The following is a 22,093-nucleotide window of genomic DNA, read 5'->3' on the forward strand; positions in this document are numbered from 1 at the left end:
GGGCGCCGCCCGGTCGTTCTCCCCTGCGCCGCCCCGGCCAGCTCGACCTGCTGCGCTGCGATCCCGTCCTGCTGCCGGGCGCGATCGAGGAGTTCCTCCGCCACGACGGCCCGGTCAGCCCCGGCATCGCCCGCTTCGCGCCGGCGGCGAGCCCGTACCCGGTCAGGGGCGAAAGCGCAGCGGGTGGTCCGCCGGCACCTCCACCACCGCGATGCGCACGCCGTCGGGGTCGGCGATCCACATCTCGATCAGGCCCCAGGCCTCGCGCCGTGGCGGCCGCAGCACTTCGGTGCCCCGGACGCGCAGTTCCTCGTACGCGGCCTGCACGTCCGCGACTTGGAGCCACAGTCGCAGGCCGGGCGCGGGCGGAGCCTGGGCGCGCCCCGATACCTCGAGGAACCCGCCCCCGAGGAAGTAGACCGTTCCCCGCTCGGGGCCGGTGCCGAACTCGCGGTAGACGGCGAGCCCCAGGGTGTCGCCGTAGAAGGCGCGCGAGCGCTCGGGGTCCGTGGGACGCAGCAGAATCCTGCTGCCCAGTACGTGCACCGTGGCCCCTATCCTCGCTCGCGCGGCGTACGGGCTCCGAGGGCCGTGACGGCGGCGATCATCCGGTCCCAGAACCGGTCGGTCTCCAGACCCACCGCGACTCGGGCGTTGACCGGGCGGTCGACGTCACGCAGCAGGTCCACCACGGTGGCGCCGCGTGTGTACCGGCCGTGCAACTCCACGACGACGTTCGCGTCCACGCAGTGCACGAGCCCGGGATCGATGACCCGGGCCACCGCGACGGGGTCGTGCAACGGCGGGTGCGGGAACCCCCACAGCGTGCGGTACGTGGACGCGAAGAAGGTCAACAACTCGGCGCACATGTCTCCGAGGGGCGTACCGAGCCCCTCGAAGCGGGCCACCACCTCGGGCGTGGCCAGCGCCTGGTGCGTCACGTTGAGACCGCACATGGTGACGGGCACGCCACTGCGGAAGACGATGTCCGCGGCCTCCGGATCCGTGAGGATGTTGAACTCGGCTGCCGGGGTCCGGTTGCCCCGCTCCGTCGATCCGCCCATCAGGACGATCTCGCGGATACGGGAAGCGTCCTGAGGAAAGCGGGTCAGCAGGAGGGCGATATTGGTCAACGGCGCCGTGGGTACGAGGGTGACCGGCTCCGGATGCCCGTTCAGCATCCGGTGGATGAGGTCCACCGCGTGCTCCGGGACGACGTCCACGGTGGGCTCCGGGAACATCGGCCCGTCGAGGCCGGAGACGCCGTGCACGTCCTCCGCGACGCTGAGCGCCTGGACGAGCGGCCTGCCGCAGCCCGCCGCGATGGGCACATCGGTGATCCCGGCGACCGTGCACACGCGCCGCGCGTTCAGGGTGGTCTTGTCGAGCGTCTGATTGCCCGCGACCGTGGTGATGGCGAGCAGATCGACCGCGGGGTCCCCGGCCGCCAGCATGATCGCGAGGGCGTCGTCGTGTCCGGGATCGCAGTCGATGATGATCGGGACGGGCACGTCGCTCCTACCGGTGCGGGGTCGTGGCCCCTCCAGTGTGGCGCCGCCCGGGGCCCGTGACCAGGAGGCGCCCGGGGAGCGGCCGGGACGAGCCGGAGGAGCTGGGGGAAGGCCGGCGTCCGGATGCCCGAGGCCTATGGGGAGTACGCCGGCTCGGCCCCTCCAGAACGGGTCAGTCGGCTGATTCATGGTCTGAAGTCGTAAACGTACAGACCGCGTTCGCCCCCGACCGCCGGGGTCCCGGGGTCCGACCGCCGGGGTCCGGCCATCGGGGTCCAGGCGAGCGAGCCGGCGCCGTTCGCCGTCCAGATCGTCGAAGACGTCCGGCGGAATTGAACCACGGGGTGGGGCTGCGTGCGCGGAGGGCTGCGACGTAGTACTCCTGGGTAGTCCCGCAGGTGCCCTTCCCTCACGTGGAGTCGTCGGATGTCCGTTCGTCGTGTCGTGCCCAACGTCCGGTCGCAGGCAGTGCAGGAGAGCCGGGAGTTCTACGGATTGCTGGGGTTCGAGGAGGTCATGAACCACGGCTGGATCATGACGCTCGCCTCTCCCTCCCACCCGGCAGCGCAGATCAGCTTCATGGCCGCCGACCGGACCGCGCCGGTCGTTCCGGACCTGAGCGTGGAGGTGGACGACGTGGACGCGGCCTACGCGGTCATGCGGGAGCGCGGCGCCGAGATCGTCCACCCCCTGCAGGACGAGGAGTGGGGAGTGCGGCGGTTCTTCGTCCGCGACCCCAGCGGCCGGGTGATCAACGTGCTGGGCCACCGCTGACGGCGCCCGCCCGCCCTCGCCACCACGACTGTCAGCGGCGAGATGCCCGACGACTGGGAGAGCCGCGTCACTTGACCGACCCGGCGGTGAGCCCTGAGACGACCCGGCGTTCGATGAGTGCGAGGGGGACGGCGAGGGGCAGGACGGCGACCACCGAGCCCTCGAAGAGGTAGTTCCACCGCACTCGGTAGTTCCCGATGAAAGCCAGAGGTCTAGTCCAGCGTGTGAGATGGAGCCTCCCGAGTGAAACTCACCCACTGAGGCCGAGGCGATGCATACCGCAACGGCACCCTCGCTGAACTGCGACGTCACCCAAAGATCCAAGATGGTCCGCACCTTCCACCGGGAGGCCGTGAATTCGGGATATTTCCATTCCGGCCGCCTCGTGCTAGAACTGGGGTTCGTGGCCAGTGGTATAGACCGGTTTGATGCGGTTTTGTGGTCCAACACCCCAAGGCGTCGCCTGGATGTGGGGGCATGCAGGGCAGGTCCCGCCGGTGCCTGGAGAGCCTGGGAACCTCGGCGGATTTCACTGGGTCCGGGCGAATGGAGGTCCGGGGTCGGTCGGCCACCGCACGTGACGTACCAGGACTTGATTCCAGGTCCTGTCGCATGACGGCACCACACGCAAGCAACCGCAGTGGGAGTCGACGACCGGCCCCGGCCCTGCCACCCTCAGGAATGCGCCATGTACTCATCCGCTCCTCTACCGCAGCGCCCCATCGTCCGGTCCGCCCCCCGCTGGGACCTGTCCGCCTGTCCCAAGTCCCCTGGTGCGGCGCGTCGGCAGGTGGCCGCGACGCTGACGCTCTGGAATCTGGAGGGCCTGGTCGATGACGCCCTTCTCATCGTCTCGGAACTCGTCACCAATGCCGCCACACATGGTCTCGGCCCCATTTGGCACAGTCTGACCACGGTCGCCGTCGACGAAGCCACGATGTCGGTGCACATGGTCGTGGGCGACTCGGGCCCCGGGTGGCGCAGCCCTGAACCGGTTCGGGCCACCTCACTGGATACGTCCGGTCGTGGACTGGGCATCGTCGACGCACTCGCCACTTTCTGGGGCACGGTCCAGACGGCAGTCGGCCACGAAGTCTGGGCCGACCTGCTCACACCGGTGACAGTGGCCCGAGAACCCCAAAGGCTCGCCGCGCTGCCGGAACGGCTCGTCACGGACGGTGCCGGGTGCGCATGTGCCGATATTCCCGGCGGGGGCGTACGGCGGACTTCACAACGAGTTCGCCGAGCCGGGCCCACTGATCGTCGTTGAGCCGGGGCCAGTCCCGGCTTTGGGTGGCGAGCCACCGGCCGATGTCCTCAGTGAAGTGGTTCGACTGGTGCGGTGGCCGCGGCGACGCCCCGCCCCGGCATCACGTCGCCGGCGAGGTGCAGCGTGATCAGATCATCCTGCGTCCGCCAAGGCCGGGAACCCTGTCGCCGGGTATGTCACGGCATGCGGGCCGGGGAAGTCCTGATCTTCGGTGCCCGTGGAAGACGTGCTGCGCGTTCTGGAGCGTGCCTGCCCGGATGGCCCCGGGAGGCGGTGTCATGCCGACCGGGCAGACGATGGATCCGTAGGACCCGGTTCCCGGAGGGCCCGCCTGAGCGGCGGGGCCCTACGGCGACCGTGGACGCAGGCCAAGGACGTTGCGGCGTGGGGCACAGGTGCCAGATGAATGAGCGCATCCCGGTTGACGAGCTGATCAGCGGAGCCGCGCAGGCTGCCGGCGGATGGTTGGGAGCGTTGCCGGTCGCGCTGGTGGCCACCAGCGCGACCGGCACGATTGTCCGCTGGAACCAGGTCGCGCAGGAATTGCTCGGCTATGCGCCGCCGCAGATGGTGGGGCGCAACCTCGCAGACCTCCTCCATCCGGGATCCGATCGCAGTCTCGGCCGCTCTCTTTGGGAAGCCGCGGCCGCAGGTCGGGGCGTGATGGGCACGGTGACCGCCTGGCACCGCGACGGGCACCCACTGGAGCTGGAGATCTGGGCCTCTCCGGTGTCCGACCGCGGGCACGGCGTGGCCACGGTGCTGGTCTTCGCTGCCGATGCCCACGCGGCACGCCGTATCCGGGGATCTTCGGCGGTGTGGGAAGGCTTGTTCGCCCGTTCCCCGGTCGGCATCGCGATCCTCGACTCGCAGCTGCGGTTCCTGCAGGTCAACGCCGCACTCGAAGCCATGAACGGGCTGCCGGAATCGGCACACGTGGGACGTCGCCTGGCCCAGATCCTCCCGGAGGTGAACGCCCGCGAGATGGAGGAGGCCATGCTGCAGGTGCTGGAGACCGGGCGGCCGGTCCTTGACCGTCGCCGTGTCGGACGGACGCCGGCGGAACCGGACCACGATCGTGTGTGGTCGTGTTCCTACGTCCGGGTGGAGGATCCCGCCGGCATGCCGATCGGTGTCATCGCCTCGCTCGTCGACATCACCGAACAGCAGCGCGACCACGTCGAAGCCGAAGCCGCACGGCACCGGCTCGCCATGCTCAGTGAGGCCAGCATCCGGGTCGGCTCCAGCCTGGACCTGGAGCGCACCGCGCAGGAACTCGCCGATCTCGCGGTGCCGCGCCTCGCCGATGCCGTCACCGTGGACGTCCTGGATGCGCTGGCGCGCGGGGACGAGCCCGGCATGGGGCTGACCGGTGGTGTCGCCCTGCGGCGCCTCGGCAAGGCCCCGCTGTCCGGATCCAAGGTGACCGACATCCTCGCGCCCCTCGGCAGGACGCTCGTCTTCCCCGTCGCCGCCCCCTACACGCAGGCCCTCGCGGCCCGGCAGCCCTTCCTGACCGCCCGTCTCGACGAACAGGCCGTTGCCCCCGCCGCCCGGCAGTCGGCCAAGCCCGCCGAACTGGTCGCGGTCGGTGTGCATTCATTGGTCATGGCGCCCCTGGTGGCCCGGGAGACGGTCCTCGGCGTCGCCACCTTCTACCGCACCCGCCCGATAGGACCCTTCGGGTCCGAAGACGTCACCCTCGCCGGTGAACTCGCCGCCCGCGCCGCGCTCAGTATCGACAACGCCCGCCTCTACCACCGTGAGCACGACACTGCGGTCATCCTCCAGCGCAGCATGCTCCCCCAGCACATCACCCCGCCACCCGGCATCGCGGTCAGCCACCGCTACCTCCCCGCGAGCGACGTCAACGAGATCGGCGGCGACTGGTACGACGTGCTGGCTCTGGCCGACGGCAAGGCCGCCCTGCTCATCGGCGACGTCATGGGGCACGGCATCGCCGCCGCCGCGGTCATGGGCCGACTGTCCGCCTCCGTGCGGGCCCTCGCACGCCTGGACCTGTCGCCCGTACGGCTGTTGCACCAGCTGGAAGCCGTCCTCGGCGACCTCGCCGAGCCGATGCTGGCCACCTTCCTGTACGTCGTCTGCGACCCGGTCACCGGACACTGCACCGTCACCAGGGCCGGACACCCGCCGCCCGCACTCGTACTCCCCGACGGCACGGTCCGACTTCTGGACACCCCGCCGGGTGTCCCCCTGGGGGTCGGGGGCATCGCCTTCACTCCCACCGAGATCGACGTGCCTCCCGGCAGCCTTCTCGTGCTCTACACCGACGGCCTGATCGAAGCCCGAGGCCGTGACCTGGACGAGCGGCTCGCCGAGTTGACGCAACTGCTCGCGGATCCACAGCGGCAGCTGGACCACCTGTGCGACTCGCTGATCACCCACCTCGTTCCGGCGGCGGCCGATGACGACGTCGCCCTCCTGGTCGCCCGCATCGGCGGGGTGCCGTGAGCAGTCGTCGTGCACCCGGCTCGCCCGCCCCGTCCCCGGCAGCGGGACGGCCCGTGCCGGTCCGGCCGGGCCCCATACGGGCGGCGGGCATGTCGCGCGGCATCACCGGCGGCAGCTTCCGCCAGGTGCAGCCCGAGGTTGCCACGAGACGCCGTCATGGCCCCGGCCCGACACACGGCCTCACCGGCGCCTTCTCCGACCGGTTCCCCGGCAGGCCTCCCGGCCGGCAGCGGAGGCTCGCCTTTCTCACACCTGAAGGCCTGCGGGGCTGGTCGGAGGTGCTCGTGAGTACTTCCAGGAAGGTGCGCGGCGTGACCTGCTGTTCTTCCGCAGGTCAGGCCCCGTGCTCTTCTCTTAGAAGAAGCCGAGCTTCTTCGGCGAGTAGCTGACCAGGAGGTTCTTCGTCTGCTGGTAGTGCTCCAGCATCATCTTGTGGGTCTCGCGGCCGATGCCCGACTGCTTGTAGCCGCCGAAGGCGGCGTGGGCGGGGTAGGCGTGGTAGCAGTTCGTCCAGACCCGGCCCGCCTGGATCGAGCGGCCGGCGCGGTAGGCCGTGTTGATGTCGCGGGTCCAGACGCCGGCGCCCAGGCCGTACGCCGTGTCGTTTGCGATGCGCACCGCGTCGTCGAAGTCCTGGAAGGAGGTCACCGACACCACCGGGCCGAAGATCTCCTCCTGGAAGATCCGCATGCGGTTGTCGCCCTCGAAGATGGTCGGCTGGACGTAGAAGCCGCCCGCCAGTTCACCGCCGTGGTCGATGCGTCCGCCGCCGGTCAGGATCTTCGCGCCCTCCTGCTGGCCGATCTCCACGTAGGAGAGGACCTTCTTCAGCTGCTCCGCCGAGGCCTGCGCGCCGATCATGGTGTCCGTGTCCAACGGGTGCCCCGGCACGATCAGTTCGGTGCGGGCCACGGCCGCGTCGAGGAAGTCGCCGTACCGGCCGCGCTCGATCAGGGCGCGGGAGGGGCTGGTGCACACCTCGCCCTGGTTGAGGGCGAACATCGTGAAGCCTTCGAGGGCCTTGTCCCGCAGGTCGTCGTCGGCGGTCCAGATGTCGTCGAAGAAGAGGTTGGGGCTCTTGCCGCCCAACTCCAGTGTGACCGGCTTGAGATGCTCCGCCGCGTACTGCATGATCAGCCGCCCGGTGGAGGTCTCCCCGGTGAAGGCCACCTTCGCCACGCGAGGGCTGGACGCGAGCGGCTTGCCCGCCTCCTCGCCGAAGCCGTTGACGATGTTCACCACGCCCGGCGGCAGCAGGTCGCCGATCAGGCTCATCAGGTAGTGCACCGACACCGGGGTCTGCTCGGCCGGTTTCAGCACCACCGTGTTGCCCGCGGCCAGGGCCGGCGCCAGCTTCCACACGGCCATCAGGATGGGGAAGTTCCACGGGATGATCTGGGCGACCACGCCCAGCGGTTCGTGGAAGTGATAGGCCACCGTGTCTTCGTCGATCTGGCTGAGAGCCCCCTCCTGGGCGCGCAACGCACCCGCGAAGTAGCGGAACTGGTCGACGGCCAGCGGCATGTCGGCGGCCAGGGTCTCGCGGATCGGCTTGCCGTTCTCCCAGGTCTCCGCGACCGCGAGCGCCTCCAGGTGTTGTTCCATCCGGTCCGCGACGCGCAGCAGGATCGTGGAACGCTCGGTGATCGAGGTGCGTCCCCACGCGGGCGCGGCGGCGTGCGCCGCGTCCAGTGCGCGCTCGATGTCCTCGGCCGTTCCGCGCGCGACCTCGGTGAAGGTCTCGCCGGTCACGGGGGAGGGGTTGGCGAAGTACCGTCCGAGGGCGGGCTCGACGTACTCGCCCCCGATGAAGTGGTCGTAGCGCGACGCGTACGACATGAGCGCGCCTTCGGTACCGGGCGCAGCGTAGCGGGCCATGGACGGTCCTCCCTTGCCGGGCGCCGGCCGCCGTTGGCCGGTGCTCGCCGTGAGGCTAGGGGCGGGCAGGTTGCCGGTACGTTGCACGGCCGCGCGGTGAAGGGGCCGCGGGCGGTGGCGCGATGGTCCTCTCCGGGGAGTTCCTCTCCGGGGTGGTGCGACCCCGCCGGTCTTCCGGTACGTCCCGTCGCCGAACGCCGAGTTCCGCGTCGAGGGCCCGTACGCGGGCCAGCGCGGCCGTCCGGGCGGCAGCCGGCAGTACGGCGGCCAGGGCTCGCCAGACGTCGGCGTCCTCCGCACCCCACGGGCTGCACACCCAGTCGGTCAGCAGCCCCGGGTCGGCCCGCGCGATCACGGCCGCCCGGGCCTGCTCCTCGATGCGGCGCCGGAGCCGGACGACGCCGGGCGCCGTGGAAGCGGGCAGCAGCGGGCCCGGGTACCGGGCCAGCGCCGCCGAGACGGCGCCCGAGGCCAGGTGGCGGGTGACGGCGGTGAAATCGGCCTCCAGCGGTGCGGCGGTGCGGTAGGGGCGGGAGAGCGGGGCCAGGGGACCCAACAGGCCGCGCAGTCGTGACATTTCGGCGCGCAGGGTCACCGGTGACACCGACTCGTCCTCGTACAGGGCGATCGCCAGTTCCTCTCCCGCCAGTCCCTCCGGGTGGTGCGCGAGCAGCGCCATGATCTCGCTGTGCCGCCGCCCGAGCCGGACCTCACGGCCGCCACCGGTCAACAGCGCCTCGTCGCGGCCGAGCGCGGTGAGGCAGTCCCCGGGAGCCTGCGGCGCCGGATCCAGCAACGCGAGCCGGGCCTCCGCCGCGTACGCCACCGCCCGCACGAAGGCCAGGGAGTGCGGATGGGCCAGCCAGTCGCCCCCGGTGACGTCGACGGCGCCCAGCAGCCTTCCGGTGTGCGGATCGCGGACCGGAGCCGCCGCGCAGGTCCACGGGTGCACCCGGCGGCTGAAGTGCTCGGCGCCGAAGACCTGGACCGGCTCCCCGACCGCCACCGCCGTGCCGGGGGCGTTGGTGCCCATCTCCGTCTCCGACCAGCGGGCACCCGGCACGAAGCCGAGGCCCTCCGCGCGCCGCATCGTGGCGGGTTCGCCCTCCACCCAGAGCAGGCTGCCCCGCGCGTCGCACACCGCGAGGAGGTGGGCCCCGTCCGAGGCGAAGGCCCCCACGAGGTCCCGGAACAGCGGGAGCACCCGGGCCAGCGGGTGCTGCTCCCGGTAGGACCGCAGGTCCGCCCCGGCCAGCTCCACGCGGGGCGTGCACTCCGGGCTGACCCGGGCCCGGGCGCAGCGGCGCCAGGACCTCGCGATGACCGCCCGCACCGGGGCCTCGACCCGCCCGTCCCGGGTGAACGCGGCGTGGGCCCGCCGTAGTTCCCGCGTCCGCTCGGCGGGGTCGGCCCCACCCGGCAGAGCCACCGAAGGATCGTCCATGTCGCCCTCTCGCGGTGCCTTGGTACCCGGAGCGCCCCATCGTCGTACCGGCCCGCCGCCCCGACAAGCGGTACGTCGGCCAGTGCGGGCCACAGGTCGGCCGGTCCGCGCCGGTCCGGCGGCCTAGCCCTCCGGCTCCTCCCGCTCCTCCGGCTCGTCCGGGTCCAGCGCGGCCAGCGCCGCCGCCGGGTCCGTGGACGGGGGGCCCGCAGGGAGCCAGTGGTCCGCCGCCCGGCGGTACGGCCACCAGCGGCCCTCGCGGCCCAGGCGGAGCTGGCGGTCGCCGCCCGGCTCCGTCCAGCGGGCGCGGATCCGGCGCAGCACCGGGGCCGGGGTGCCGGTGTCGCCGTCGGTGCCGGCGTCGTCGGGCCAGGCCGACGCCAGCGCGGCCCGGGCCCGGGCGAGTGACGCCCGGTCGGGGACCCAGTCCTCCTCCAGTACCGCGACGGCCCGCGCCCCGCCGAAGCCCCAGGCGAGTACGGCCCGGTCCATGGCGGCCCGGTCCCTGTCGGAAGCCGCCGACAGGCGGGAGCGCACCCGAAGGTCGTGGGCCTGCGCCGTGAGCCGTACGGCGTCCTGCGCGATCGTGAGCCCGGGATGCGGGGCGCGCTCCGCGTGGCCCGCAGCGAGCGCCTCCGCGAGCAGCCGGTACGCCTGCGTCGCGGCCGCCTGCGCCAGGAACTCCACCCCGTCCACGTCCAGGCCCGGCGGCTCCGTCCCCGTCTCCGTGTCCAGCGTCGGAGGCTGGCCCGGCGCGTCCGGCAGCCGCGCGGGCGGGGGCAGCGGGGGCAGGGCGGCAGCCGCCGCGTAAACCTCCGACGCGCAGACCTCGGACGCGGGCACGCCCGCGTCGGCGGCGGATTGCGGAGCCTCCGCTTCCGCCGTGCTGCGCTCCTCCAGCTCGGCCACCAGACCGGCCTCCGCACGCCCGCGCAGCAGCAACAGCACGAAGGGGTCCTGGTCCAGCAGCCGCGCCACCTGGTAGCAGAGCGCCGCCGTGTGCGGGCAGTGGTCCCACTCGTCGCAGTCGCAGCGCGGGTCGAGGTCGCCGATCCCGGGCAGCAGCTCCACCCCGGCCGCCGCCGCGTCCTCCACGAGCTCCGGCGGCACCTCCCGGTCGAGCAGCGCCGCGATGTGACCCGACTCGGCGGCCGCCAGCCCGAGCAGCCGGTCCCACTGCGCTTCCGTGAACTCCTGCACCAGCACGTCGGTCCGGTGCGCCGTCCCGTCCGGGTCGCGCACCACGGCCGTCAGCCCGCCCGGCCGTACGGACACGGCCCCGACCGCGCCCGAACGCGCGTACCGGCGGCCCTGCTTGACCTGCTGCCCGTCCAGCGCGCTGTCCTCCAGGGCGCGCAGCCAGGCATGGCCCCACCAGGTGCGGGCGAAGCCGCGGCCGGGGGCGGGCGGGAGCGGCGGGAAGGTCTTCTCGTACGGGTCCTTCGCGTACGGGGCCTTGGCGTACGGGTCCTTCGCGTTCATCCGTGTCACTCTCCGGAGGCGGTCGGGCGGAGCGCGACGAGTTCGGCCAGCTCCGCGTCGCTCAGTTCGGTCAGTGCGGACTCGCCGCCCGCCAGCACCGCATCGGCCAGGGCCCTTTTGCGTTGCAGGAGTTCGGCGATCCGGTCCTCGACGGTGCCCTCCGCGATGATGCGGTGCACCTGGACGGGCTGGGTCTGGCCGATTCGGTAGGCGCGGTCGGTGGCCTGTTCCTCGACGGCCGGGTTCCACCAGCGGTCGTAGTGGATGACGTGCCCGGCCCGGGTGAGGTTGAGGCCGGTGCCGGCCGCCTTGAGGGACAGCAGGAACACGGGCACCTCGCCCGCCTGGAACCGGTCCACGAGCTCTTCCCGGCGCGGAACGGGCGTGCCCCCGTGCAGCAGTTGGGACGCGATGCCGCGCGCCGTCAAGTGGCGTTCGATGATGCGGGCCATCGCCACGTACTGGGTGAAGACCAGCACCGAGCCGCCCTCGGCCAGGATCGTGTCGAGCAGCTCGTCGAGGAGCTCCAGCTTGCCGGAAGCCGCCCCGGTGGCCTCCTTCGGGCCCGGCTGCTCCTTCGTGTACTGCGCGGGGTGGTTGCAGATCTGCTTCAGCGAGGTCAGCAGCTTCACGACGAGCCCGCGGCGCTCCATCCCGTCCGCCCCGGCGATCGCGGCGAGGGTCTCGCGCACGACCGCCTCGTACAGCCCGGCCTGTTCGCGGGTCAGGGACACGGCGTGGTCGGTCTCGGTCTTGGGCGGCAGTTCGGGGGCGATTCCGGGGTCCGACTTCTTGCGGCGGAGCAGGAACGGCCTGACGAGCGCCCCCAGCCGGGCCGCCGCGCGCGGGTCGCGGCCGCTTTCGACCGGCTCGGCGTAGCGCGTGCGGAAGGTGCCGAGGCGGCCGAGGAGGCCGGGCGTGGTCCAGTCGAGGACGGCCCACAGCTCGGACAGGTTGTTCTCGACCGGGGTGCCGGTGAGGGCCACGCGGGCGGCCGAGGGGATGGTGCGCAGGGCCTTGGCGGTCGAGGAGCGCGGGTTCTTGACGTGCTGGGCCTCGTCCGCCACGACCATGCCCCAGGGCACGGCGGCGAGCCGGGGCGCGTCCAGGCGCATCGTGCCGTAGGTGGTGAGGACGAACCCGCCGGCCGTCCCTTCCAGGCCGCGGCCCGAGCCGTGGAAGCGGCGCACCGGCGTGCCGGGGGCGAACTTCTCGATCTCCCGCTGCCAGTTGCCCAGCAGCGAGGCCGGGCAGACCACCAGGGTCGGCCCCTCGTGCCCGTGCTCCTGGCGGTGCAGGTGGAGCGCGATCAGCGTGACGGTCTTGCCCAGACCCATGTCGTCGGCGAGGCAGGCTCCGAAGCCGAGCCCGGTCAGGCGGTCGAGCCAGCGCAGGCCGCGGAGCTGGTAGTCGCGCAGGGTGGCGCGGAGGGCGGCCGGGGCCTGTAGGTCGGCCCGTACGCCGGCCGGCGCGGCGGCGTGCTCCGGGGCGAAGTGCCCGGGCTCTGGGTGCTCAGGCTTTGGGTGCCCGGGGCCGGGGTGCCCGGGATCTGCCGGGTCCGGGTCCGCACCCTCGGGGTCGGCGGTGAGGAGCGTGCGGAGCCGTTCCAGCGCGCCGGTGGCCTCTACGTCGTACCGCGTGCCGTTGAGCTCCGCCGAGCCGGTCAGTACGGCGGCCAGCGCATCGGCGGCCGTCACCTCGTGGTCCTGGCGGGCGAGGGCCCGGGCCCGGCGGGCCGCGGCCGGATCGATCAGGACCCACTGGTCGCGCAGCCGGACCAGGGGCCGCTTCGCTTCTGCGAGCCGGTCCAGCTCGTCGGCGGTCAGATCGCCCTGGCCGCTCAGGGCGTAGCGCCAGCCGACGGGGTGCGCCGCGGTGGCGGAGAGCGGGCCGGGCAGGTCGGAGCCGGATGCGGCCCGGCCCACGACGGCCCGCGCGGTGAGCGTCGTACGGGCGAGCCCGCGCGGCCAGTGCACCTGAACCCCGTCGGCCGCCAAGGCACCGGAGGCCTCCCCGAGCAGCTCCGCGACCTCCTCGTCGGCGAGGTCCACCGCGTCGGGGACGGCCGCGCCGAGCAGCGGCGCGAGCGGCGGCCACAGGCGGGCGGCACGGCGCAGGGCGCGGAGCGCGTCCAGGCGGGCGCGGGGCGGGAAGGCGGCCGCGGCGGGCCCGGAGCCGGCCCAGACGTCGGCGGCGTCCGCGACGAGGGTGGCGTCCGCGAGGCCGTGCATCTGCAGGACGGCGCGGAAGGCGGGGGGTTCGGCGTCCGGGTCCACCTCGATGCGGAGCGAGACCCTCACCCCGGCGTCGTGCCCGGCCGCTACCTCCGCGGCCCAGTCGCGCAGCTCGGGGTGGAGCCGGGCCGGGCGCGCGGCGAAGGCGGGGCCGCCTGCGGCGGCGGGTGCGGCGGGGGAGCGGGGCAGGGTGTCGGCGACCGCGTCGAGGAAGGCGCGCAGCAGCGGCTCGGGGGCGGGCAGCCGGGGCGGGGCGCCACGGTCGCCGTCCCCGTGGGGGCCGGCCGGTACGCAGTGCGCTTCGGGGGGCATGGCCGCGGCCAGCTCCCGGACCTCCTCCAGGTCGGCGCCGTCCAGCGGCCCGAGCCGCCAGGCGTCGTACCCGGCGGGGCTCAGGCCGGGCAGCAGCAGCCCGCGGGCGGCGAAGCGCAGGGCCAGCAGGGCGGCGGCGCCCCAGAAGGGCGCGGCGCCGGCCTGGGCGGCGGCCCGGACCCGGGTGAGCAGGGGCAGGGCTTCGGCGAGGGGCAGCACGAGGGCCGTCACCGTGGTGCGCCGCAGATCGGGCGTGATGACGGTGAGCTGCTCGGAGGAGCCGTGGCCGTCCAGCTGGAGGCCCTCGGCCGACTCGGCCCGCCAGAAGGCGACGCGGCCGTCGCGGGCCGGTTCGGCGGGGAGGAAGACGGCGGAGCAGGGGATGAGGCCGGAGATCGTCGGGAGCACACATTCCTCAAACTTGACTACTGGATACAGGGTGGCCGAGACTAACCCACCCCCTCGTGTGCCCGCCCGTGGCGGAGAAGTGACCCGGGTCACTCCCCGGTTCTTCCGCGCGAGCGAAAAGGTGCGGGCACGGGCGCGCGAGCGCACATGCGGGGGCGGGAACGCGGGGGCGGGAACGCGCGTTGTGTGGGGTAGTGGCCGACGGAGAAAGAGGGTGCCGCAGATGTCCACGAGCGGAAAGATCGCGGTTGCCGGTGTGGTGGCAGCCATCGTGCTGTTCTGGGCGGTCGGGTTCTGGGCCGGACTGCTGGTCCTGATCGGTGTTCCTGTGGCCGCCTACCTGCTGTTGGACTCCTCCCAGCGTCGTAGGCTGCGGGGTATATCCAGGAAGCAGATCGGCCGCTGACGGCGGCAGGGGGGACAACCATGAGCACGGCGCAGGTCTCGGCGGTCAGCAGCAACGGGGTCTACTCGTTCACCAAGCCCACGCGCGCGAGCATCACGCTCCTCGAAGGGCTCGGCGTCGAGGGGGACGTCCACGCGGGGGTCACGGTCAAGCACCGTTCCCGCGTGGCCCAGGACCCCACGCAGCCGAACCTCCGGCAGGTGCACCTGATTCACCGGGAGCTCTTCGAGGAGGTGGCCGAGGCCGGCCACGCGGTCGAGCCGGGCCAGCTCGGGGAGAACGTCACCACCGAAGGCATAGACCTGCTCGCCCTGCCGACCGGCACGTTGCTGCGCCTCGGTTCGGATGCGGTGGTGGAGGTGACCGGGCTGCGCAACCCGTGCCTGCAGATCGACACCTTCCAGCACGGCCTGCTCAAGCGGGTGGTGAGCCGGGACGAGGAGGGCAACCTGCTCCGCAAGGCCGGAATCATGGGCGTGGTCCACCGGGGCGGCACCATCCACCCCGGCGACACCATCGAGGTCACCCTCCCACCGACCCCGCACATCCCCCTCGACCGCGTCTGAGCCGCATCCCCCGCGCCCCGCACTGCGAGCGCGGGGGAGCCACGGCTCGACCACCGGGTGCCGGTCAGCGCGCCGGCCGGACGGCGCCGACCGATCCGACGCTGACCGGTGCCGCGTCGACCGATCCGACGCCGACAGGTCCCGCGCCGACCGATGGGCGCTCACCGACCGGCGCCCAGTCCCTCCGCCGGTCCATCAGCCGATCCACGCGCGAAGGCGTTCGCTGAGCACCACGTCATGGGGCAGAAGCTCCAGCTCGTGCGCGGGCACGTCCACTCCGTGCCGCCCGAGGACCCCGGCCAGGTAGCCCCAGTGCCCGGCGGCCATCTGCTCCTGCGTCATGCCGTCGAAGGGTTCGTCCGGCCCGACCACCGTCCGGGCCGTCTCCTCGATGTCCTCCGTGGAGGTCAGCGCCGGGATGTCCCCCAGCCCCGAGCTGCTCCAGCCGCGATCGTCGAGCAACACCACGCTGCGCCCGTCCGCGAGTACGGCCTCCAGCCGTGCCGACACCGACAACTGCCGGGCGTTCGTGGTGCCGACGTCCAGATCGGTGTAAGTGACCAAACGGGTCACCGCAGTCATGCCGTACTCCTGTCGGCTCGCCCAACGCGGCCGGCGGTCCGGCCCTGTTCCCCGAGCTCCCCGGTGCGGTCCGTCGCACCTGCGCTCACGGGATCTCGGAGCCTACACTCGGCGACGCTCGGCCCGGCCGCACCCCGCCCGGCCGCACCCCGCCCCGCCCGCCCCCGCGCGACTCAGTAGTAGTCGCGCATCAGCTCCGTGGCCCACTCCGGCTGGCGGTGCTCGCCGCGCGGGCCGAATTCCGTCATGTACGGCTTGAGGTCGAGCACGGGAGTCCCCGCCACCGCGTCCAGCCCCTCCACGTGCAACTCCGGGCCGTCCGCCGCCAGGACGTCCACCTTCAGGACGCGGCAGCGCGAGAGGCCCAGCCGGTTGGGGCGGTTCTTGCCGCGCTGGGCGAAGATGCCGACGAGCGGCCAGTCCGGATTCCCCCGGGGGCGCCGCGCCCCCGTCTCGATCTTGGCCTCCGGCACCCGGTCGAAGTGGAAGACCACCTCGACGTGCGAGAAGTCCTCCATTCCGTACAGGGCTTGCGGACCGAACCGCTCCGGGTCCAGGCGGATCACCGCCGTTTCCCGCCCCCAGTCGTCGTCGACGACCGCCGACCGGCCACCCACCACCACACCCACCGGGACCACTTCCACCGGATCCATCAGCGCATCCTCCCCCTCACACCCACCTCGGACACCACACGTGCCTCGCACGCGCACCCATGCACCCGGTCCCGCCCCGCCTCGTCCCGCCCCCGGCCCCGCTCAGGCCGGCCGCACGGCGACCCGGTCCAGTGCCGTGAGCAGCTCCGACAGTTCCGGAAGCTTTCCGTGCGCCTCGTGCGGTACGGCCAGCACCTCGCTCGGCTCCTCGTCCAGCAGGACGAAGGCGGCCCCGCCGGTGCGGGCCACCAGCGACCACCCAGGCCCGTCGACGCGCAGGGTCCGCGCCTCGTCGCCCGCGAAGGACGACCGCACCCTGCCGGGCGGCGGCGGGCTCTGGGTGTACCCCAGGGCTTCCTCCAGGGCCCGCGCCAGCCCCGGGTGCGCGGCAGCGGCGGCCCCGCCGTCCGTGGCCACGCGCTCGCTCCAGTCGGCCCACTCCCGGGCTATCTGGTCGGCGCCCATCCTCCGCTGCACCGGGCCCCAGGCCTCGGCTGACGGCGGGGCCAGCGGGACCCGCCCGGTGCCGTCGGCGCCCTGCTCGGGGTCGTGCGGATCGGGGATCCCGGCCGTCGCCACCGCGAGGTCCAGCGGCCAGCCCGCCAGGGAAACCACGATGGACCGTTCGTCGGGGGACAGGTCGTACTCCATCCCGCAGTCCCACGAGGCGATGGCCATGGCCACGAGCGAGACGTCGTCGACCACGACCGTCCAGCGCGCGCCCTCCTCGTCCTGTCCCAGCACCAGGCCGTACCCGGCGGCCGCCGGCGGCACGCCCAGCAGCGAGCAGGCCTCGGGGTAGTCGTCACCCAGGATGCTCGGGAACTGCGCGGGGGTCAGCAGCACGGCGGTCAGCACGTACAGCGACCCGCCGTCCTCCTCTTCGGACACGTGGCCTCCCGGTCGTTCTCTCGTCGGCGCACCCTAACCAGCGAGTAACCACCGCGTCGAGAGCTGGCGGGAGTCGATTTCCAAGCCCGCCACCTGCACGGAGGCCCGGACACCCGCCACGGAATCGCCCGCCGCAGGCGTCGGCGCGCCCAGGGCGACCGCGGCGCGCGTCGGAGCAGACCACGCATCCCGCCGCCGTCGGCGGCCCGACCGTCCCGTGCCGGCCGGCCGCGGGCCGCGGCGGGGCGTGCCGCACCGGCCCGGCACCGGGCAAGTGGCCGACGTAAAGCATGTGTCGGTCAGGAGGTGCGGACCGCCAGCGCGAGGAAGCGGGTGTCCTCGTCGGCGTACGAGGTCAGCTGCCAGCCCGAACCGGCCAGGAGCGGGCCGAGGTTGTGCTCGGCGCGCATGTCGTCCGGGGTCAGCTCGCGGCCGTGGCGCGCGGCGAGGGCAGCCCTGCCGATCGGGTGGAACAGCGCGAGCCGGCCTCCCGGGCGGACCACGCGGGCGAGCTCGCGCAAGTTGGCCCCCGGGTCGGGCAGATGGGCGATGAGACCGGCGGCGAACACGGCGTCGAGCACCCCGTCGCGCAGCGGCAGCAGGGCCACGTCCGCCAGGAGCAGAGCGCCCTCGGCGGCCCGGCCGGCCTCCTGCGCGGCGGTCAGCATCTGCGGAGTGACATCGGCGCCGAGCACCGTTCCCGACGGGCCGACGGCCGCGCGGAGCGCGGTCAGTGCCCGCCCGGTGCCGCAGCCCGCGTCGAGCACCCGGTCCCCGGGACGCAGCCCGAACTCGCCCACGGCGGTCGCGAAGGCGGGCTCGTCCCCGGGGAACTTGCGGTCCCAGCCGGCCGCGCGCGCCCCGAAGAACTCCTGGACGTGGCCGCGGTCCCGCGACTGGTCCCGGGGCCGGTCCCGAGCCGGGTCCTGCGACCGGTCCTGGGCGTGGTCCTGTGTGCGGTCTTCGCTCATGTGCCCATGATCCCCCACCGGGGCTCCGGCACATGCCTGCGGAACGTGTGCAAGGTGGTACGCGGCGTGATCGAAGATGAACGTATCTCTGTCATATTCCAGCAGTTCCAGTGGCTTTCGAAATGCTGCCCGTGTTCGCTCCCTCACCCGGACTAGCTTCCGTGGCCATGGGACACCTGGACCACGCCGCCTATGGCTGGCTTACCCCCGCGCTGTCATACGTGATGGCTTCGCTCGGCGCCGCCCTCGGCCTGCGCTGCACCGTCCGCGCGCTCGCCGCGACCACCCGAGCCTCCCGCCGCAACTGGCTCCTCACCGCGGCCTCGGCCATCGGCACCGGGATCTGGACGATGCACTTCGTCGCCATGCTCGGTTTCCACGTCACCGGGACCGAGATCCGCTACAACGTGCCGCTGACCATCCTCAGCCTCCTCGTCGCGATGCTCGTCGTCGGCGCCGGAGTCTTCGCCGTCGGCTACGGGAAGGACCGCGGCCGGGCCCTCGTTCTCGGCGGCCTCACCACCGGCCTCGGCGTCGCCAGCATGCACTACCTCGGCATGGCGGCCCTGCGCCTGCACGGCTCGGTCTCCTACGAGCCGCTCACGGTCGGGCTCTCCGTCGCCATCGCGGTCGTCGCGGCCACCGCCGCCCTGTGGGCCGCCCTCAACATCAAGTCCCCGGTGGCCGTGGCCGTCGCCTCGCTCGTCATGGGCGCCGCCGTCAGCAGCATGCACTACACCGGCATGCTCGCGGTCGCCGTCGAGGTCACCCCCTCGGACGCGGCCCTGCCGGGCGCCACCGCCATGCAGTTCATCTTCCCGCTCGCCGTCGGCCTCGGCTCCTACCTCTTCATCACCTCCGCGTTCGTCGCCCTCTCGCCGACCGCCGACGAGCGGGAGGCCTCCGCGATGGCCTCCGCCGACCTGCGCATGGGGGAGCGGGCCGCCACCGCCACCGCCCCCGCGGGCTGAGGCGGCGCCGCCCGCGCCCCCACCGACACCACGCCACCGCCCCCGCGACCGTCACGTACGTCCGCACCGCCCGGAACGAGGAGCCCATGCGCAGAGCCCGCAGAACACCGGAAGCAGCGGCGTCGCGGCCGCCCGCGCCCGCGCCGGCGGGCGGCCGCGACAAGGGGCCGGGCCGCCGGGCACACGCCGGACCGCCCGCCCGGGAGCCGGCGGAGCACGAGGGCTCCGGCGTGCTCGCGGCGATACCCGGCGCGGCCGGGGCCGGTGGCCGCGGTCCGCGCCTGCGGCTGCGCCCCGCCACCGTCCGGGCGAAGATCGTCTCGCTGCTGATGGTGCCGGTGGTCTCCCTCCTCGCCCTCTGGGCCTTCGCGACCGTCGACGCGGCCCAGGACGTCGCCCGCCTCGGCCGCGCCCAGCACGTCGACCGGGAACTGCGGGCACCGCTGGACACCACCGTCACCGCGCTGCAGGCCGAACGGCGCACGGCCGTACGGCTGCTGGCCGACCCCACCGGCGGCCAGGCGGCCGCCGCCCAGGCGCCCGGCCAGGCCGCCGCCCTGGACGAACAGGCACGCCGTACCGACGGAGCCGTACGGACGCTGCGGCTCGGCGACCGCAACACCGTGGCCGACTCCGGCGACTACCGCACCGACATCGTCGTCAGGCTGCGTGCCTTCATCGCCGCTGCCGAGGGGCTCGGCCCGGCGCGCAAGGACGTCGCCGAGCACCGGGCGACCCCGGAGGCGGCCTACGAGACCTACACCCGGGTGATCGACGCGGCGCTGGAAGTCGGCGGAGCCCTCTCCGGCGGCGGCCAGGACGCCGAACTGGGCGTCGACGCCCGGGTCCTGCTGGAGTTCGCCCGGGCCGGGGAGCAGCTGTCCCGGGAGGACGCCCTGCTGACGGCGCCGGGGCCGCGCACCGCCGAAACGCTTCGCCGGCTGACCGGCGCGGTCGAGACCCGGCGGGCCCTGACCGCCTCCGCCGCCCGGGACCTGCCCGCCGCCCAGCAGGACGCCTGGCAGTCGGTGGCCAAGAGCGCCGCCTATGCCGACCTCACCGGAGCCGAGGACCGGGCGCTGGCCGCCGCGGCCGGTGCCGGGGCGGCCGGCCCGCCCTCCGGCTGGGAGGCGGCCTACACCTCGGTCGCCGGCTCGATGCGGGAGATCGCGGACGCCGCCCACGCGGCGTCCGCGGACCGCGCCGACCCGTTCGGCGCGGGCGCGCTGAGTCCGGCCGGAGCCGCCGTCGTCCTGGGTCTGGCCGCCGTGGCCGCCTCGCTCGTCATCTCGGTCCGCATCGGCCGGGCCCTCGTCGTCGAGCTGGTCTCGCTGCGCAACACCGCGCTGGAGATCGCGCACCGCAAACTCCCGCAGGCCATGGACCGGTTGCGGGCCGGCCAGGACATCGACGTGTCCGCCGAAACCCCGCGGGGACCGGCCGCCGACGACGAGATCGCCCAGGTCGGCGAAGCCCTGGCCACGGTCCACCGGGCCGCGCTCAGCGCCGCCGTCGAACGCGCCGAACTGGCCAGCGGCGTGAGCGGGGTCTTCGTCAACCTCGCCCGGCGCAGCCAGGTCCTGGTCCACAAGCAGCTCACCCTGCTCGACTCGATGGAGCGGCGCGCCGACGACCCGAACGAGCTCGGTGACCTGTTCCGCCTCGACCACCTCACCACCCGGATGCGGCGGCACGCGGAAAGCCTGATCATCCTTTCGGGCGCCGCCCCCGGGCGCGCCTGGAGGATGCCGATCCCGCTGACGAACGTCGTACGGGCCGCCGTCTCGGAGATCGAGGACTACCCGCGCGTCGAGGTACGCCAGCTCGCCGAGGCCGCCGTCGTCGGCGGAGCCGTCGCCGACCTCACCCATCTGCTCGCGGAACTCATCGAGAACGCCACCCAGTTCTCCCCGCCCCACACCAAGGTCCGGGTCAGCGGAGAACCCGTCGGCGCCGGCTACGTCCTCGAGGTCGAGGACCGGGGGCTCGGCATGGGCCGCGAATCCCTCCAGGAGGCCAACCGGCGCATCGAGCAGTCCGAGGCGCTCGACCTCTTCGACAGCGACCGGCTCGGGCTCTTCGTGGTCAGCCGCCTCTCGGCCCGCCACGGTGTGAAGGTGCACCTGCGCATGTCACCGTACGGCGGCACCACCGCGGTGGTGCTGCTCCCGAACTCCCTGCTCCAGGGCGCCCTCACGGCCGCCGCCCCGCAGCCCGAGGAGCAGGCGTCCCCGGCCCCCGCCCCGGCTCCGGAGCAGGTCACCGAACCGGTGCGGGAGCGGTTCAGGGAGCCGTCCCAGGCCATCAGCGTCGTACGGGACGACGCGCGCGGGGTCCCGGTCCCGGACCGGAGCCCTGTACGGGAGGAGCCCCGGCCCTCCCCGGTGGCCCCACTGCGGCCGCGCGGCTCATCGGGCGCGGTCCCCCGTACGCCCGCCCCGGCGGTCACGGCGGCGCCCTCGGGTCCTACGGCCCCCTCGGCCCCCTCGGCCTCCGCGGGCCCGGCCGCCTCGGTCACCGAACTGCCGCGCCGGGTACGGCAGGCGAGCCTCGTCCCGCAGCTGCGCGAAGCCCCCGCGCCCAAGGCCCCGGCCGGTGTCAGGGGGGCGGAGGAGCCGCGCGGCCGCAGCCCCGAGCAGGCGCGCGAGCGGATGGCGGCGTACCGGGCGGGCTGGGTGCGGGGTACGCAGGCGAGCGGCGAAGCCGGCGCGGACGGTCCGGGCGGTGCGGGTGGACCGGGCGGTGCGGGGCGACCGGGCAGTGCGGGCGGCACGGGCGGGACAGGCAGTACTGGCGAAGGCGAAGGAGCACGATGATGATCGAACATCAGAGGATCGACCTCGACGGCGTCCGCAGATCGGGCGAACTCGACTGGCTCCTGGACGACCTCGTGGTCCGGGTGCCCGAGGTCCGGCACGTCGTGGTCCTGTCCAACGACGGCCTGGCGGTGGGCGCTTCCAGCGCGCTCAGCCGGGAGGACGCCGAACACCTGGCGGCCGTGGCCTCCGGCTTCCACAGCCTGGCCAAGGGTGCGGGCCGGCACTTCCACGCCGGGGGCGTGCGCCAGACCATGGTGGAGATGGACGAGGGCTTCCTCTTCGTCGCGGCCGCGGGGGACGGCTCCTGCCTGGCGGTGCTCAGCGGGGCTGGCGCCGACATGGGGCTGATCGCCTACGAAATGGCCCGGCTGGTCAAGCGGGTCGGCGAGCACCTGTACACCCCGGCCCGGTTCGCGGCGCGCCCGCCGGCCGCCGGTTGAGGGCGG

The 22,093-nt window shown here is 73.6% G+C and carries 18 protein-coding genes; 8 read left to right on the top strand and 10 right to left on the bottom strand.

From position 1 onward, the window contains the following. Window positions 1-162: 162 nt before the first annotated feature. Both ACFYM0_RS00845 and ACFYM0_RS00850 read right to left on the bottom strand, forming a co-directional pair. The gene (locus ACFYM0_RS00845; protein WP_388495282.1) at window positions 163-546 is read right to left on the bottom strand and encodes a VOC family protein; all 384 of its coding nucleotides are present in this window, start codon (window positions 544-546) and stop codon (window positions 163-165) included. Between the two features lie 8 nt (window positions 547-554). Continuing rightward, window positions 555-1,511 (bottom strand): nucleoside hydrolase, encoded by a 957-nt coding sequence (locus ACFYM0_RS00850; protein ID WP_388495283.1) that lies wholly within the window; start codon window positions 1,509-1,511, stop codon window positions 555-557. Between the two features lie 426 nt (window positions 1,512-1,937). Between ACFYM0_RS00850 and ACFYM0_RS00855 the strand changes: the two genes are divergently transcribed. The 3 genes from ACFYM0_RS00855 to ACFYM0_RS00865 all read left to right on the top strand — a co-directional run bounded on the left by ACFYM0_RS00855 (window position 1,938) and on the right by ACFYM0_RS00865 (window position 6,030). After that, complete coding sequence (locus ACFYM0_RS00855; RefSeq protein WP_388495284.1) at window positions 1,938-2,285, top strand: VOC family protein; 348 nt, start codon at window positions 1,938-1,940, stop codon at window positions 2,283-2,285. 688 nt (window positions 2,286-2,973) lie between these two features. Beyond that, complete coding sequence (locus ACFYM0_RS00860) at window positions 2,974-3,555, top strand: ATP-binding protein (protein ID WP_388495285.1); 582 nt, start codon at window positions 2,974-2,976, stop codon at window positions 3,553-3,555. A 402-nt stretch (window positions 3,556-3,957) separates the two neighbouring features. Beyond that, window positions 3,958-6,030 (top strand): SpoIIE family protein phosphatase, encoded by a 2,073-nt coding sequence (locus ACFYM0_RS00865; RefSeq protein ID WP_388495286.1) that lies wholly within the window; start codon window positions 3,958-3,960, stop codon window positions 6,028-6,030. Window positions 6,031-6,384: 354 nt separating this feature from the next. On the opposite strand, the gene ACFYM0_RS00870 is transcribed toward ACFYM0_RS00865, so the two are convergent. From ACFYM0_RS00870 to ACFYM0_RS00885, 4 genes are all read right to left on the bottom strand, one after another. Next, window positions 6,385-7,908, bottom strand: a complete 1,524-nt coding sequence (locus ACFYM0_RS00870; protein WP_388495287.1) for an aldehyde dehydrogenase family protein — start codon at window positions 7,906-7,908, stop codon at window positions 6,385-6,387. A 55-nt stretch (window positions 7,909-7,963) separates the two neighbouring features. Next, entirely contained in the window at window positions 7,964-9,352 is a 1,389-nt protein-coding gene (locus ACFYM0_RS00875; protein WP_388495288.1) for a GAF domain-containing protein, read from the bottom strand. Window positions 9,353-9,475: 123 nt separating this feature from the next. Beyond that, entirely contained in the window at window positions 9,476-10,834 is a 1,359-nt protein-coding gene (locus ACFYM0_RS00880; RefSeq protein WP_388495290.1) for an SWF or SNF family helicase, read from the bottom strand. 5 nt (window positions 10,835-10,839) lie between these two features. Then, on the bottom strand, window positions 10,840-13,788 hold the full coding sequence (locus ACFYM0_RS00885; RefSeq protein WP_388495291.1) for a DEAD/DEAH box helicase: 2,949 nt from the start codon (window positions 13,786-13,788) through the stop codon (window positions 10,840-10,842). A 223-nt stretch (window positions 13,789-14,011) separates the two neighbouring features. On the opposite strand from ACFYM0_RS00885, the gene ACFYM0_RS00890 reads away from it, so the two are divergent. Together ACFYM0_RS00890 and ACFYM0_RS00895 are read left to right on the top strand one after the other, a co-directional pair. After that, on the top strand, window positions 14,012-14,194 hold the full coding sequence (locus tag ACFYM0_RS00890) for a hypothetical protein (protein ID WP_266875995.1): 183 nt from the start codon (window positions 14,012-14,014) through the stop codon (window positions 14,192-14,194). Window positions 14,195-14,214: 20 nt separating this feature from the next. Further along, a complete protein-coding gene (locus ACFYM0_RS00895; protein ID WP_388495293.1) occupies window positions 14,215-14,760 on the top strand; it encodes an MOSC domain-containing protein in 546 nt (181 codons plus the stop codon). A gap of 195 nt (window positions 14,761-14,955) precedes the next feature. On the opposite strand, the gene ACFYM0_RS00900 is transcribed toward ACFYM0_RS00895, so the two are convergent. The 4 genes from ACFYM0_RS00900 to ACFYM0_RS00915 form a co-directional block, all read right to left on the bottom strand. Then, complete coding sequence (locus ACFYM0_RS00900) at window positions 14,956-15,342, bottom strand: hypothetical protein (protein ID WP_388495295.1); 387 nt, start codon at window positions 15,340-15,342, stop codon at window positions 14,956-14,958. Between the two features lie 173 nt (window positions 15,343-15,515). Beyond that, window positions 15,516-15,995, bottom strand: a complete 480-nt coding sequence (locus ACFYM0_RS00905; RefSeq protein WP_388495297.1) for an SAM-dependent methyltransferase — start codon at window positions 15,993-15,995, stop codon at window positions 15,516-15,518. 102 nt (window positions 15,996-16,097) lie between these two features. Then, window positions 16,098-16,886, bottom strand: a complete 789-nt coding sequence (locus tag ACFYM0_RS00910; protein ID WP_388495299.1) for a hypothetical protein — start codon at window positions 16,884-16,886, stop codon at window positions 16,098-16,100. Window positions 16,887-17,185: 299 nt separating this feature from the next. Further along, window positions 17,186-17,857 carry a methyltransferase domain-containing protein gene (locus ACFYM0_RS00915; protein ID WP_388495300.1) on the bottom strand — a complete coding sequence of 224 codons (672 nt, stop codon included), beginning with the start codon at window positions 17,855-17,857 and terminating at the stop codon, window positions 17,186-17,188. 167 nt (window positions 17,858-18,024) lie between these two features. Here ACFYM0_RS00915 and ACFYM0_RS00920 point away from each other — a divergent pair, with 167 nt between their 5' ends. From ACFYM0_RS00920 to ACFYM0_RS00930, 3 genes are all read left to right on the top strand, one after another. Beyond that, complete coding sequence (locus ACFYM0_RS00920; protein WP_388495301.1) at window positions 18,025-18,828, top strand: MHYT domain-containing protein; 804 nt, start codon at window positions 18,025-18,027, stop codon at window positions 18,826-18,828. An 86-nt stretch (window positions 18,829-18,914) separates the two neighbouring features. Further along, window positions 18,915-21,644: a nitrate- and nitrite sensing domain-containing protein gene (locus tag ACFYM0_RS00925; protein WP_388495303.1), complete on the top strand. Its 2,730-nt coding sequence runs from the start codon at window positions 18,915-18,917 to the stop codon at window positions 21,642-21,644. Further along, the gene (locus ACFYM0_RS00930; RefSeq protein ID WP_327251413.1) at window positions 21,644-22,087 is read left to right on the top strand and encodes a roadblock/LC7 domain-containing protein; all 444 of its coding nucleotides are present in this window, start codon (window positions 21,644-21,646) and stop codon (window positions 22,085-22,087) included. The genes ACFYM0_RS00925 and ACFYM0_RS00930 overlap by 1 nt, the downstream gene beginning before the upstream one ends. The last annotated feature ends 6 nt before the right edge of the window (window positions 22,088-22,093 follow it).

The organism is Streptomyces sp. NPDC006487 (genome assembly GCF_042870555.1).
In the GTDB taxonomy this organism is placed as follows: domain Bacteria; phylum Actinomycetota; class Actinomycetes; order Streptomycetales; family Streptomycetaceae; genus Streptomyces.